Annotated in this window: 11 protein-coding genes; 6 read left to right on the top strand and 5 right to left on the bottom strand. The window is 63.2% G+C overall.

What is annotated here, in order from left to right; all coding sequences use genetic code 11:
* Positions 1-219 precede the first annotated feature (219 nt).
* The 5 genes from QOS90_RS19835 to QOS90_RS19815 all read left to right on the top strand — a co-directional run bounded on the left by QOS90_RS19835 (position 220) and on the right by QOS90_RS19815 (position 8,359).
* The gene (locus QOS90_RS19835) at positions 220-1,647 is read left to right on the top strand and encodes a di-heme oxidoreductase family protein (protein WP_085273628.1); all 1,428 of its coding nucleotides are present in this window, start codon (positions 220-222) and stop codon (positions 1,645-1,647) included.
* A 19-nt stretch (positions 1,648-1,666) separates the two neighbouring features.
* A complete protein-coding gene (locus tag QOS90_RS19830; RefSeq protein ID WP_027594047.1) occupies positions 1,667-2,731 on the top strand; it encodes an imelysin family protein in 1,065 nt (354 codons plus the stop codon).
* Positions 2,732-2,733: 2 nt separating this feature from the next.
* Complete coding sequence (locus QOS90_RS19825; protein WP_085273629.1) at positions 2,734-3,831, top strand: DUF1513 domain-containing protein; 1,098 nt, start codon at positions 2,734-2,736, stop codon at positions 3,829-3,831.
* Between the two features lie 280 nt (positions 3,832-4,111).
* Complete coding sequence (locus tag QOS90_RS19820; RefSeq protein WP_027594045.1) at positions 4,112-5,290, top strand: efflux RND transporter periplasmic adaptor subunit; 1,179 nt, start codon at positions 4,112-4,114, stop codon at positions 5,288-5,290.
* Positions 5,291-5,302: 12 nt separating this feature from the next.
* The gene (locus QOS90_RS19815; protein ID WP_027594044.1) at positions 5,303-8,359 is read left to right on the top strand and encodes a multidrug efflux RND transporter permease subunit; all 3,057 of its coding nucleotides are present in this window, start codon (positions 5,303-5,305) and stop codon (positions 8,357-8,359) included.
* A 179-nt stretch (positions 8,360-8,538) separates the two neighbouring features.
* On the opposite strand, the gene QOS90_RS19810 is transcribed toward QOS90_RS19815, so the two are convergent.
* The 5 genes from QOS90_RS19810 to colR all read right to left on the bottom strand — a co-directional run bounded on the left by QOS90_RS19810 (position 8,539) and on the right by colR (position 12,242).
* On the bottom strand, positions 8,539-8,766 hold the full coding sequence (locus QOS90_RS19810; protein ID WP_085273630.1) for a hypothetical protein: 228 nt from the start codon (positions 8,764-8,766) through the stop codon (positions 8,539-8,541).
* Positions 8,763-9,464 carry a lipopolysaccharide kinase InaA family protein gene (locus QOS90_RS19805; RefSeq protein WP_027594042.1) on the bottom strand — a complete coding sequence of 234 codons (702 nt, stop codon included), beginning with the start codon at positions 9,462-9,464 and terminating at the stop codon, positions 8,763-8,765. Before QOS90_RS19805 ends, QOS90_RS19810 begins: the two co-directional genes overlap by 4 nt.
* 6 nt (positions 9,465-9,470) lie before the next feature.
* Positions 9,471-10,151, bottom strand: a complete 681-nt coding sequence (locus tag QOS90_RS19800; protein ID WP_027594041.1) for a class I SAM-dependent methyltransferase — start codon at positions 10,149-10,151, stop codon at positions 9,471-9,473.
* Positions 10,152-10,258: 107 nt separating this feature from the next.
* Positions 10,259-11,569 (bottom strand): sensor histidine kinase, encoded by a 1,311-nt coding sequence (locus QOS90_RS19795; RefSeq protein WP_027594040.1) that lies wholly within the window; start codon positions 11,567-11,569, stop codon positions 10,259-10,261.
* Entirely contained in the window at positions 11,559-12,242 is a 684-nt protein-coding gene (gene colR / locus QOS90_RS19790; protein ID WP_003255215.1) for a two-component system response regulator ColR, read from the bottom strand. The genes QOS90_RS19795 and colR overlap by 11 nt, the downstream gene beginning before the upstream one ends.
* Before the next feature lie 181 nt (positions 12,243-12,423).
* On the opposite strand from colR, the gene QOS90_RS19785 reads away from it, so the two are divergent.
* Positions 12,424-13,152 (top strand): phosphatase PAP2 family protein, encoded by a 729-nt coding sequence (locus QOS90_RS19785; RefSeq protein WP_085273631.1) that lies wholly within the window; start codon positions 12,424-12,426, stop codon positions 13,150-13,152.
* The last annotated feature ends 216 nt before the right edge of the window (positions 13,153-13,368 follow it).

Below are 13,368 nucleotides of genomic sequence, written 5' to 3'. Positions count from 1 at the left end.
TTTTTTTGCTTCTGGCCCTTTCGCGGGCAAGCCCGCTCCCACCAGGACGGCATGATTCCTGAGATCTGTGTGGGAGCGGGTTTACCCGCGAAGAGGCCGGCACAGGCAACAGATGTAGCTGACACTGATTTCATCCAGCAATTGCAAATTGCTCTTATTCAAACATCCCCACTTTGCTAAGCTTGCACGCCGGTTTTTCGCTCACGCCCAGGATCCTTGATGTCCTCGTCGCTGTTCAGACTCTCTCCCCTGCTGCTGGCCTTTGCCCTCGCCGCCTGTGACGACGCCCCGCGTTTCACCCAGGCAGAGCCCGGCGAAGCACTGTCGGGTGGCAAGGCGACGGTGCAGCGCAGCGATCGCAATGCCTATTCCCTGCCCTCGGCCAACCTTTCGCCCGAGCGGCGCCTGGACTTCGCCGTCGGCAACAGTTTTTTCCGCAACCCCTGGGTGATCGCCCCGTCCACCACCACTGCGCGTGATGGCCTCGGCCCGCTGTTCAACACCAATGCCTGCCAGAACTGCCACGTGCGCGATGGCCGCGGTCACCCACCCGAGCTCGATGACAGCAACGCGGTGTCGATGCTGGTGCGCCTGTCGATCCCCGACCAGCCTTACCTGGCCAAGGTGGTCGAGCGCCTGGGCGTGGTCCCCGAGCCCGTGTACGGCACCCAGTTGCAGGACATGGCTATCCCCGGCGTGGCGCCGGAGGGCAAGGTCCGCGTGACCTACGCCAACCAGGCCGTCACGTTCAAGGACGGCCACCAGGTCGAACTGCGTCGCCCCAGCTTGCAGATCACCCAGCTGGGCTACGGGGCAATGCACCCTGATACCCGCTTCTCGGCCCGTGTTGCGCCGCCGATGATCGGCCTCGGCCTGCTCGAAGCCATCCCCGAAGCCGACATCCTCGCCAACGAAGACCCGGACGACCGCAACCGCGACGGCATCCGCGGCCGAGCCAACCGGGTCTGGGATGACGCCCAGGGCAAGACCGTGGTGGGCCGCTTCGGCTGGAAAGCCGGGCAACCCAACGTCAACCAGCAGAACGTCCATGCGTTTGCCGGCGACATGGGCCTGACCTCCACCCTGCTGCCCAAGGACGACTGCACCGCAGCGCAAGTCGACTGCCTGGCCGCGCCCAATGGCGATGGCATGGGGGGCGAAAAGGAAGTCAGCGACAACATCCTGCGCCTGGTCACCTTCTATACCCGCAACCTGGGCGTGCCTGCCCGTCGTGACGTGGGTGCGCCGCAGGTGCTGGCAGGCAAGAACCTGTTCTTCCAGGCCGGATGCCAGGGCTGTCACACCCCGCAGTTCACCACCGCCGCAAACGCGGCCGAACCTGAGCTGGCTGGCCAGGTGATCCGCCCCTACAGCGACCTGCTGTTGCATGACATGGGGCCGGGCCTGGCCGATGAACGCACCGAATTCGCGGCCAATGGCCAGGACTGGCGCACCCCGCCGCTGTGGGGCATCGGCCTGAGTGAAACGGTCAGTGGCCACAGCCAGTTCCTGCACGACGGCCGCGCTCGCAACTTGCTCGAAGCCGTGCTCTGGCACGGTGGCGAAGCCGAAGCGGCACGTAATTTCGTCCTCACCTTCAATGCCGAGCAGCGTGCTGCGCTGCTGGCTTTCCTGAACTCACTTTAAAACGCGCAAGGAGCCGGGCATGTTCCGACCCAAACTGTTGTTCACCAGCCTCGCCGCACTCGCCCTCGGTGCCTGCTCGCCGCAGGACCCGCAAGCCGTGACCTCCGCCGCCATCGCCAAGCAGGTGATCCTGCCGACCTACAGCCGTTGGGTCGAAGCCGACCGCCAGCTGGCCGTCAGCGCCCTGGCCTATTGCGAAGGCAAGGCGAACCTGGACACCGCCCGCGCCGACTTCCTCACTGCGCAAAAAGCCTGGGCCGAGCTGCAACCGTTGCTGGTCGGCCCGTTGGCCGAAGGCAACCGCGCCTGGCAAGTGCAGTTCTGGCCCGACAAGAAGAACCTGGTCGGCCGCCAGGTCGAGCAGTTGGTCAACGGTGACAAACCCGTCGACGCCGCTACCCTGGGCAAGGCCAGCGTCGTGGTGCGCGGCCTGTCGGCTTACGAGTACATCCTCTTCGACAGCAAGCCAGACGTTGCCACGGCAGAGCAGAAAGCCCGCTACTGCCCACTGCTGGTGGCCATCGCCGAGCACCAGAAGGCCTTGGCCGAAGAGATCCTCAAGGGCTGGAACAGCACCGACGGCATGCTCTCGCAGATGACCAAGTTCCCCAACCAGCGCTACGCCGATTCCCACGAGGCCATCGCCGACCTGCTGCGCGCCCAGGTCACCGCCCTGGATACCCTGAAGAAGAAGCTTGGCGCCCCCATGGGCCGCCAGAGCAAGGGCATTGCCCAGCCGCTGCAGGCCGAAGCCTGGCGCAGCCACGCTTCGCTCAAAAGCCTGGAGGCCAGCCTCAAGGCCGCCCAGGCGGTCTGGGTCGGGGTCGACAACAAAGGCTTGCGTGGCCTGTTGGGCAGCGACCAGAAAGCCTTGGCAGACAAGATCGACGACGCCTACGCGACTGCTCTCAAACAGCTGGCCGACAATCAGAAAACCCTCGGCGAGTTGCTGGCCGACGACGCCGGCAAGCAGACCCTCAACCAGATCTACGACAGCCTCAACGTTGTCCACCGCCTGCACGAAGGCGAGCTGGCCAAGGCGTTGAACATCCAGCTGGGCTTCAATGCCAACGACGGTGACTGATCATGCTGCGACGCCAGGCCCTCAAACTCGGTAGCGTACTGCTCAGCGCCCTCACCCTGGGCGGCTGGAGCCTGTTCCGCAACAAAGGCAGCGAACCCCTGCTGCTCTCGGCGCGCGACGACGGCGATGGCAAGCATTACGCCGTCGGGTTCCGCCTGGACGGCACCCAGGTGTTCAGCACCCCGGTTGCACAGCGTTGCCATGCCATCATCAACCACCCCTCGCTGCCGATCGCCCTGTTCGTCGCCCGCCGCCCAGGTACCGAAAGCTACCTGGTCGACCTGCGCGATGGGCGGCTGCTGCAAACCGTGGTCTCGCAGCCCAACCGCCACTTCTACGGCCATGCGGTCATCCACAAGGGCGGGGAATGGCTGTACACCACCGAGAACGACACTACCGACCCGGGTCGCGGCGTGCTCGGTGTGTACCGTTTCGAAGGCGAACGCTTGGTGCACAGCGGCGAGCTGTCGACCCACGGCATCGGCCCGCATGAAGTGGCCTGGCTGCCGGACGGGGAAACCCTGGTGGTGGCCAACGGTGGCATCCGCACCGAGGCCGAGAGCCGCGTGGAGATGAACCTCAACGCCATGCAACCAAGCCTGGTCCTGATGCAGCGCGACGGCACCCTGCTGAGCAAAGAAACCCTCGCCCAGCAAATGAACAGCGTGCGTCACTTGGCAATTGGCGACGACGGCACCATTGCCGCCTGCCAGCAATTCATGGGCGACGCCGACGAAACCGCCGAGCTGCTGGCGATCAAGCGCCCGGGCGAGCCGTTCAAGGCCTTCCCCGTGCCGGAGCGGCAGTTGCAGGCCATGGCCCAGTACACCGCCAGCGTGGCGATTCACAGCGACCTGCGGCTGGTGGCGCTGACGGCGCCGCGGGCCAACCGGTTGTTTGTCTGGGACCTGGACAGCGGCGCGGTGAAGCTGGATGCGCCGATGCCAGATTGCGCCGGGGTTGGCGCGGTGAAGGATGGCTTTGTCGTCACCTCCGGGCAGGGGCGTTGCCGGTTCTACGATTGCCGCAAGGCTGAGCTGATCGGGCAACCGATGGACCTGCCTTCCGGGTTCTGGGACAACCACCTGCACCTGGCCTGATTGCCCCGCCCCCAGGCAAATCGCGGCCCATGTAGGAGCAGCCTCGTGCTGCGAAGAGGCCCGAGCCCGCACTGTAAATCTCCAGTGTTTGCTCGGGCCTCTTCGCAGCGCAAGGCTGCTCCTACACGGCAGTGCACGCGCCAATGTTTGAATAATCCCGTTGCACCCGCCCTTCCCCACCTGCCAAAAACAGTCAATACTTCCCCCATCCACACGTGGGCAGGATCGCCCGTTGTCGTGTCAAAACGAATAACAACCACGCTTCCAAGGAACCGGACCTATGCTTCGCCGCCGCATGCTCATCATGTTGGCCGTCGTTCTGCTGATCGTGTTGGCCCTGGGGGGCTACAAGGCCTTCTCGATCTACCAGCAGATCCAGGTGTTCACAGCCCCCAAGCCGCCGATCACCGTGGCGGCAGCGCTGGCCGAAGAACGCCAGTGGCAAGAACGCCTGCCCGCCGTCGGCAGCCTCAAGGCCCTGCAAGGCGTCGAGCTGAGCCTTGAGGTGGAAGGCATCGTCAAAAGCCTGCACTTCGACTCCGGGCAGAAGGTCAAGGCCGGGCAACTGTTGCTGCAACTCAATGACGAACAGGAAACCGCCCTGCTCGGCACCGCCCAGGCCGACCTGGGGCTGGCCAAGGTCGATTTCGGCCGCGGCAGCCAGCTGGTCGGCGACTCGGCCATCTCCCGGGGCGAGTACGATCGCCTCACTGCCCAGTACCGGCGCAACCAGGCCGTGGTCGATCAGCTCAAGGCCTCGAAGACCAAAAAAAGCATCAGTGCGCCCTTCAGCGGCACCATCGGCATTCGCCAGGTGGATGTCGGCGACTACCTCGCCGCTGGCACGGTGATCGCCACCCTGCAAGACCTGTCCAGCCTCTACGTCGACTTCAACGTGCCCGAGCAGGCCCTGCCGCACCTAAGCCTGGGCCAAGCGGTGCTGGTGCAGGTCGCCGCCTACCCGGGCCAGACCTTCACCGCCAGCCTCAGCGCCATCAACCCCAAGGTCGAGGAAAGCACCCGCAACCTGCTGGTCCGCGCAACCTTGGCCAACTCTGACGGCAAGCTGCTGCCTGGCATGTTCGCCAACCTGCTGATCTTGCTGCCCGCACCACAGCCGCGGGTGGTGGTGCCGGAAAGCGCCATCACCTACACCCTGTATGGCAATTCGGTGTATGTCGCCACCCCGAAAAAGGACAAGGACGGCAACCCGGAAAAAACCGACGACGGCCAACCCCCGCTCATCGCCGAGCAGCGCACCGTGCAGACCGGCGAGCGCCGCGACGGCGTGGTGGTGGTCAGCAAGGGCCTGCAGGCCGGCGAGCAGGTGGTCACCGCTGGGCAACTCAAGCTCACACCCGGCGCGGCGATCCGCATCGGCCAGGACAAGGCGCTCACACCTGAGCAAGGTGCTCCTGACCCAGGCAAGGCTGATCCAGGCACCCCGCACAACGACTGACAGGAGGCAGGCATGGCGTTCACCGACCCGTTCATCCGTCGCCCGGTCCTGGCCAGCGTCGTCAGCCTGCTGATTCTGCTGCTGGGCTTTCAGGCCTGGAGCAAACTGCAGATTCGCCAGTACCCGCAGATGGAAAACGCCCTGATCACGGTGACCACCGCGTACCCCGGCGCCAACGCCGAGACCATCCAGGGCTACATCACCCAGCCGCTGCAACAGAGCCTGGCCAGCGCCGAAGGTATCGACTACATGACCTCGGTGAGTCGGCAGAACTTCTCGATCATCTCCATCTATGCGCGCGTCGGCGCCGACAGTGACCGTTTGTTCACCGAACTGCTGGCCAAGGCCAACGAGGTGCGCAACAAGCTGCCGCAAGACGCCGAAGACCCGGTGTTGAGCAAAGAGGCCGCCGACGCCTCGGCGCTGATGTACATCAGCTTCTACAGCAAGGAAATGAGCAACCCACAGATCACCGACTACCTGTCCCGAGTGATCCAACCCAAACTGGCCACCCTGCCGGGCATGGCCGAGGCGGAGATCCTCGGCAACCAGGTGTTCGCCATGCGCATCTGGATCGACCCGGTGAAACTGGCCGGCTACGGCCTCTCGGCCACCGACGTGACCAACGCCGTGCGCCGTTACAACTTCCTCTCGGCCGCCGGTGAGGTAAAAGGCGAGTACGTGGTCACCAGCATCAATGCCAGCACCGAGCTCAAGTCTGCCGAAGCGTTCGCTGCCCTGCCGGTCAAGACCAGCGGCGACAGCCGGGTGCTGCTGGGCGATGTGGCACGGGTCGAAATGGGTGCAGAAAACTACGACACGGTCAGTTCGTTCGACGGCATCCCTTCGGTCTACATCGGCATCAAGGCCACACCGGCCGCCAACCCGCTGGAGGTGATCAAGGAAGTCCGACGCATCATGCCGGAACTCGAAAGCCAATTGCCCTCGGCGCTGAAGGTGTCGATTGCCTACGACGCCACGTTGTTCATCCAGGCCTCCATCGACGAGGTGATCAAGACCCTCGGCGAAGCGGTGCTGATCGTCATCGTCGTGGTATTCCTGTTCCTCGGCGCGTTGCGCTCGGTGCTGATCCCGGTGGTGACCATCCCGCTGTCGATGATCGGCGTGCTGTTCTTCATGCAGATGATGGGCTACTCGCTCAACCTGCTGACCCTGTTGGCGATGGTGCTGGCCATCGGCCTGGTGGTGGACGATGCCATTGTCGTGGTGGAGAACATCCACCGGCACATGGAAGAAGGCAAGACGCCGTTCGACGCGGCGCTGGAAGGTGCACGGGAAATCGCCATGCCGGTGGTGTCGATGACCATCACCCTGGCCGCGGTGTATGCCCCCATCGGCTTCCTGACCGGGCTCACAGGCGCGTTATTCAAAGAGTTCGCCCTGACCTTGGCCGGTGCAGTGATCATCTCCGGCGTCGTCGCCCTGACCCTGTCACCGATGATGTGTGCGTTGTTGCTGCGCCAGGAACAGAACCCCTCGGGCCTTGCCCATCGCCTTGACCTGCTGTTCGAGCGCCTCAAGGTGCGCTACCAGCGCCTGCTGCACGCCACCCTGGACAGCCGGCCGGTGGTGCTGGTGTTCGCCGTGATTGTCCTGTGCCTGATCCCGGTACTGCTCAAATTCACCCAGAACGAGCTGGCGCCCAACGAGGACCAAGGGGTGATCTTCATGATCAGCAGTTCGCCGCAGCCAGCCAACCTCGACTACCTCAACGCCTACACCGACCAGTTCACGCCGCTGTTCAAAGCCTTCCCCGAGTATTACTCGTCGTTTCAGATCAACGGTTTCAACGGTGTGCAGAGCGGCATTGGCGGCTTCCTGTTAAAGCCTTGGAACGAGCGCGAGCGCACACAGATGGAGCTGCTGCCGCTGGTGCAGGCCAAACTTGAAGAAATCGGCGGCCTGCAGATCTTCGGCTTCAACCTGCCGTCGCTGCCCGGTACCGGTGAGGGCCTGCCGTTCCAGTTCGTGATCAACACCGCGGGGGACTACCCGGCCCTGCTTGACGTGGCCCAACGCATCAAGGCACGCGCCCAGGCATCGGGCAAGTTCGCCTTCCTCGACATCGACCTGGCCTTCGACAAACCGGAAGTGGTGGTCGACATCGACCGGGCCAAAGCGGCGCAGATGGGCGTCTCGATGGACGCCCTGGGCGGCACCTTGGCCACCCTGCTGGGCGAGGGGGAAATCAACCGTTTCACCCTGGAGGGCCGCAGCTACAAGGTGATTGCCCAGGTCGAGCGCCCATACCGCAACAACCCCGGCTGGCTCAACAACTACTACGTGAAGAACGACCAGGGCCAGTTGCTGCCACTGTCGACCCTCATCACCCTCAGCGACCGCGCCCGCCCGCGCCAGCTCAACCAGTTCCAGCAGTTGAACTCGGCCATCATCCAAGGCGTGCCCATGGTCAGCCTGGGCGAAGCGCTGCAGACCGTACAGGCCATCGCCCGCGAAGAAGCCCCGGAAGGCTTCGCCTTCGACTATGCCGGGGTGGCGCGCCAGTATGTTCAGGAAGGCAGCGCGCTGTGGGTAACCTTCGGCCTGGCGCTGGCGATCATCTTCCTGGTGCTGGCGGCGCAGTTCGAAAGCTTCCGCGATCCGCTGGTGATTCTGGTGACTGTGCCGTTGTCGATCTGCGGGGCGCTGTTGCCGCTGTTCCTGGGTATTTCCAGCATGAACATCTATACCCAGGTCGGGCTGGTGACACTGATCGGGCTGATTACCAAGCACGGTATTCTGATCGTCGAATTTGCCAACCAGTTGCGCGAAGAAAAAGGCCTGAGCGTGCGTGAGGCAATCGAGGAAGCGGCCGCCATCCGCCTACGGCCGGTACTGATGACCACGGCGGCGATGGTGTTTGGCATGGTGCCGTTGATTCTGGCGACCGGCGCAGGGGCAGTGAGCCGGTTCGATATCGGCACGGTGATTGCGACCGGGATGTCGATCGGGACGTTGTTTACCTTGTTTGTGCTGCCTTGCATATACACCTTGCTGGCGCACAAGACGGTGGCCAAGGCACCTGTGCCAGCTGACATTGCCCGGTAGGAGCAGCCTTGTGCTGCGAAGAGGCCGGTGGCAGCAGCGAAGATTCAGGGTGCTTTTACCGGCCTCTTCGCAGCACAAGGCTGCTCCTACCGCGGTTGTGGTTGGCCGACGGTGCTCCTAGACAAAAAAACCAGAGGCCCCGCTATGCAGGGCCTCTGGTTTTCAAGCACCACCCAGGTTCAGCCGAACGGCCGCAATCCCTGACGCATACCGAACAGGAACAGCAACAGGTCCTGATCCGGTTTGACCTCTTCATGCTGCTTTGCCACACGTGGCAAAGCGCACTGGTCAGCCATCTCGGCCTTGCTGAACACCGTCGGCTTCGGCTCTTCCCAGGCAGCCACCGCCACAGTGGTCACGGCCAATCCAGCCACCAGGAACAAAGCTCGAGCGATTTCTAGTTTCATTGCCCTAACCCTTTGACAACGCTGCCAAACGCCATTTGGTAAAAATAGAGCAATGTCTGCCATTCCGCATCAGTGAACGACGAGTGGCGGCGCAGCTGACGCAGGTCATTCGCCGCCGCACGTTGGCAGCTGATGCGCCGCCGGCACTTCTCAAGGTCCAGCAAAGCGACTTCGACCCGGGCCTGTTCGCCCTCGCCGATCACCTTGACGAACACATGCTTGCCGTACAGGCAGCCGTGCTGCCAGTGCCCCAGGTGCATACGCGCCAGGTTATCCGCCAGGTCCTTGAGCATGCGCTCTTGCACCGCCTGAGGGTAACGCTCGCGGGCACCTTCGGCATGCCAGGTGTCGAGCTCGACAAAGCCATCCAGCGCTTCGCTGACCAGCAGCGCGCGCCATTGATGATCGGCATCGCGCTCGGCACCACAAAAGACGATGTGCGGAACACGTACACCCAATTGCTCGAAGCTGTTGATGGCATCGAGTTCACGCAAAACGGTCGGCCGGCCAAAGGGGTGCAGCAGGCTGCGGTAGATGTGCCCGACCTGGCGCTTGGCATACAGCAGTTTGCCGTTGGCATCGTTGAGGCGTTGCACGCCACTTTCGCCACCACGCCGCTGGTTGGGTTCCTCGACCCATTCGCCCTGCTGGCGCCAGTAAAAATCGAACCGCGACTCCCCACTCTGGGCTACAGCCATCAAACACTACCCCTTACGCAATACATAGACTCGCCACATGGCATAGAACGGCAGGAAGTCCAAGCGTTCCTGGATTCTGAAACCGGCTGCCTCAAATTCTTCTTCGACCGTGTCCGCTGGTAACACGAAACGATTCTGGTAATTGTCCTGCTCGGCCTTGGCGCTGCGACGCTGCTCGAGCTTTTTCCGGCGCCAGGCTTTGAAGTTGCCGTCCACCCACAGCGACAGAATCACACTATCACGGCTAACTCGTTGAAATTCCGAAAGAATTGTCTTTCTGTGGGCCGCTTCGCCGATGTGATGGAACAGCCGCATGCAGAAAATGCTGTCGACCGAATTGTCAGGAAGGTCAATGGCGAACGCAGAAGTCTGCAAGGGGCGTACCCGGGCAACCACCTCTGGCGGTTGCGCGGCACAGGCTGTCTCGATCATCGCCTCGGAGTTGTCGGCGCCGATGATGACTCGGTTGGGTTTTTCCGCCAGCAACGGCCAGAAACGCCCGGCACCGCAGGGCAGGTCAAGTACCAGGCCCGGCTCACCGGCCAACGCCAAGGCGCGACGTGCCAACTGCTCGTCACGCTTGTGGGAAAGGCGTCGGGCCAGACCATCCTGATGCTTGAGGAAATACTCGCGCGCGTGGTCTTTGTCGTATTTCTCGGAAAATTCAAGCTTGATGGGGCTACGCATTGGGCATCTCCTGACTCCAGTGCGCTCACCTTAGGTAAGCAAGCGTTGGAATCAGGTTATGCCAATGTGAAAAAAGTGTTAGTTCTTTGGAGAGGTATTACCAAAAATTACCCGACCAACCCCGAAGGGCTGCCCTTCTCCACGCTTTGGCTCAGGTCCACCTGAAAACGGCAGCCGTGCGGCAAGGTCGAGGTCAGGGTGACGCGCCACCCCTGGTCGTCACAGATCCGCTGCACCAGCGACAGGCCCAAGCCCAGCCCTTCGCCACGCCGCTCAGCGCCGCGCACGAAGGGTTTGAACATCGCCTCGCGCTGCTCCTCGGGGATGCCCACGCCACTGTCCTCGACGCTGAACCCGTTCGCGTCCAGGCTCAGGCGAATGTAACCGCTGTCGGTGTAGTGCGCGGCGTTGCGCAGCAGGTTGCCCATCACCGATTGCAGGAAGGTGGCGTTGTACAGCACCGGGCTTGCGCTGACGCGGCCGTCGAAATACAGCGTGAGCCCCTTCTGCTCGATCGTTTCGCGCCAAACCCCAGTGAGTTCATCCGCAACCTCGCGCAAGGTCGCTTGGGAGGCCACGGCACCCTCATCGCGTTGGGCACGGGCAAGCATCAGGAAGGTCTTGACCAGTTCGCGCATTTCTTCGGTCGCCCGCGCCACCCGCTCGACCTGGCTACGTGCACGCGGGTCCAGTGCCTGGTTTTCCAGCAGCAGTTCACACGATGTGGCCAGCACCATCAGCGGGGTTCGCAGCTCGTGGCTGACGTCGCTGGTGAACAGCCGCTCGCGGGTCAAGGCGTCGCGCAAGCGGCCCAGCGTGTCGTCGAAGGCCACGGCCAATTGGCCCACTTCGTCGGCCGCGTAATCGGGTGCCAGTGGCGGTGCCAGGCCGAGTAGCTGGTCGCGGTGGCGCACTTGACGCGCCAGGCGGATCACCGGCGCCATCACCCGGCGCGCCACCAGCCAGCCCAGGATCACCGCCAGCACCAGGCTGAGCACGAAGCCGACGACCACAACAGCGAACAACACACGCTCGCGCTCTTCGAAGTCGCTCTGGTCTTGCAGCAGTACGTAGCGACGGCCATCGACGATCTCGACCATCGCGTGGTACGACAGCTGGTCGCGAAACACCTCGTGGAAGCCGCTGTTGAGGTGGCGCAAATCTTTGGGCAACTCGAAATCGTCACGCCCGCCACTGAAGTAGAACAGTTGGTCCGGACGCGGCCGATGGCTCCAGTCACTGACGCTGTCCATGCGCAACAGGCGTTGCAGGTCGCCGCCCAGCACGGTGGAAATCAGCCGCTCTTCAACCAGGTGCACCGTGGCGACGATGCCAAAGGCGAAGGCGCCGGCCACCAACGCGCTCATCAACGCAAAGGCGATGATGATGCGCTGGGCAAGGCTTTGCTTAAACTCCATCGCGGCCCTCGGCGAGGCGATAGCCGACGCCATGGACGGTATGCAGCAGCGGTTTTTCGAACGGTTTGTCGATCACCTGGCGCAACTGGTGCACATGGCTGCGCAGGCTGTCGCTGTCAGGGCAGTCGTCGCCCCACAGGGCTTCTTCCAGCACTTCGCGTCGCAGCACGTGTGGGCTTTTCTGCATCAACACGGCAAGCAGCTTGAGGCCGACCGGGTTGAGTTTGAGCAGGCGGCCTTGGCGCGTGACTTCCAAGGTGTCGAGGTCGTAGCTCAGGTCGGCGACCTGCAAGGTGCGACGCCCACCCCCCTGGGCACGGCGCAGCACCGCTTCGATGCGCGCGGCCAGCTCCGACAGCGCAAACGGCTTGAGCAGGTAATCGTCGGCACCCGAGCGGAAGCCTTGCAGGCGGTCGTCCAACTGATCGCGGGCGGTGAGCATGATCACCGGGGTGTCACGCCGGGCGTCTTCGCGCAGGCGTTTGCACAGGGTGTAGCCATCGATGCCGGGCAGCATGATGTCGAGGACGATCAGGTCGTAGTGCTCGGTGGCCGCCAGGTGCAAGCCCGACAAGCCGTCCTGGGCGCAATCGACGGTGTAGCCTTTCATGCCGAGGTAATCGGCCAGGTTGGCAAGAATATCGCGGTTGTCTTCAACCAATAGAATGCGCATCGGGTTCTCCTGTGCGGCGCTTCGCTGTGGTGCGCGGCAGGCGCAGCTTAAGGCCAATGCCTGCACTGTGCCACCCCTGGGGTAAATTCACCGGAGTTGACAGTTTTTTCACCGATCCTTCACGGACACAGGATAGCGCCCACTCGATAATGCCCGATCTTTTTTGCGCCCTGGAGTCGTCATGCACGAACGTACCCGCCCTCGCCCGATCAATCTCTGGCTGTACCTGGGCATTCCTCTGGTGACGGCAGTGGCCTTGATCCTGCTTGAGCTGACCTCGGTCGACATGGACGTGGCCAACCTGTTCTTCGACCCGGCTGCCGGGCAATTCATCGGCCGGCACAGCTATTTGCTGGAGAACGTACTGCATGATGGGGTCAAGCAGGTGGTGATCCTGCTGGGGCTGCTGGCCTTGCTGACCTTTGCCGTGAGTTTCTTCTGGAAGCGTTTGTTCGGTTGGCGCCGGGAGCTGGGTTGCCTGGTGTTGGCGCTGGGCTTGTCCACGGCGTTTGTGACACCGCTGAAGAAGGTCACCCAGGTGCAGTGCCCCTGGAGCCTGACCCAGTTCGGCGGCAAGGAAACCTACAGCAAACTGCTGGAGGCACGCCCCGCCACCGACAAGCCGGGGCTGTGCTGGCCGGGCGGGCATGCTGCGACCGGCTTCTGCCTGTTCGCGTTGTTCTTTGCGCTGCGTGACCGACGCCCGCGCCTGGCACGGGTGGCGTTGGGGGTAGCGCTGGTCGCCGGTTCGGTGCTGTCGGTCGGGCGGATGATGCAAGGGGCGCACTTCTTGTCGCACAACGTGTGGACGGCGGTGTTCTGCTGGTTGATCGGGTTGGGGTCGTATTACCTGGTGCTGTACCGGCGCAGGCGGGTTGAGGCGCCTGCTGTAGAGGCCAGTGTCGCCTGAGTGAGGGGCCGCTGCGCGGCCCATTCGCAGCACAAGGCTGCTCCCACAAAAAGCAACCTGTAGGAGCAGCCTTGTGCTGCGAATGGGCTACAAAGCAGCCCCAATGCTCACACAAGGCTGCGTGGCACCTGTAGGAGCAGCCTTGCGCTGCGAATGGGCTGCAAAGCAGCCCCAATGCTCACACAAGGCTGCGTGGCACCTGTAGGAGCAGCCTTG

The organism is Pseudomonas sp. LAIL14HWK12:I10 (assembly GCF_900184205.1).
Classification (GTDB): domain Bacteria; phylum Pseudomonadota; class Gammaproteobacteria; order Pseudomonadales; family Pseudomonadaceae; genus Aquipseudomonas; species Aquipseudomonas kermanshahensis.
Note: the sequence above shows the minus strand (reverse complement) of the source record. Positions and strands in the feature narration are given on the sequence as shown.

Excerpts from the sequence above, each read along its gene's own strand:
- colR (WP_003255215.1), bottom strand. The coding sequence starts at position 12,242 with ATGCGCATTCTATTGGTTGAAGACAACCGCGATATTCTTGCCAACCTG.
- QOS90_RS19800 (WP_027594041.1), bottom strand. The coding sequence starts at position 10,151 with ATGCGTAGCCCCATCAAGCTTGAATTTTCCGAGAAATACGACAAAGAC.
- QOS90_RS19820 (WP_027594045.1), top strand. The coding sequence starts at position 4,112 with ATGCTTCGCCGCCGCATGCTCATCATGTTGGCCGTCGTTCTGCTGATC.
- QOS90_RS19835 (WP_085273628.1), top strand. The coding sequence starts at position 220 with ATGTCCTCGTCGCTGTTCAGACTCTCTCCCCTGCTGCTGGCCTTTGCC.
- QOS90_RS19795 (WP_027594040.1), bottom strand. The coding sequence starts at position 11,569 with ATGGAGTTTAAGCAAAGCCTTGCCCAGCGCATCATCATCGCCTTTGCG.
- QOS90_RS19785 (WP_085273631.1), top strand. The coding sequence starts at position 12,424 with ATGCACGAACGTACCCGCCCTCGCCCGATCAATCTCTGGCTGTACCTG.
- QOS90_RS19830 (WP_027594047.1), top strand. The coding sequence starts at position 1,667 with ATGTTCCGACCCAAACTGTTGTTCACCAGCCTCGCCGCACTCGCCCTC.
- QOS90_RS19825 (WP_085273629.1), top strand. The coding sequence starts at position 2,734 with ATGCTGCGACGCCAGGCCCTCAAACTCGGTAGCGTACTGCTCAGCGCC.
- QOS90_RS19805 (WP_027594042.1), bottom strand. The coding sequence starts at position 9,464 with ATGGCTGTAGCCCAGAGTGGGGAGTCGCGGTTCGATTTTTACTGGCGC.
- QOS90_RS19815 (WP_027594044.1), top strand. The coding sequence starts at position 5,303 with ATGGCGTTCACCGACCCGTTCATCCGTCGCCCGGTCCTGGCCAGCGTC.
- QOS90_RS19810 (WP_085273630.1), bottom strand. The coding sequence starts at position 8,766 with ATGAAACTAGAAATCGCTCGAGCTTTGTTCCTGGTGGCTGGATTGGCC.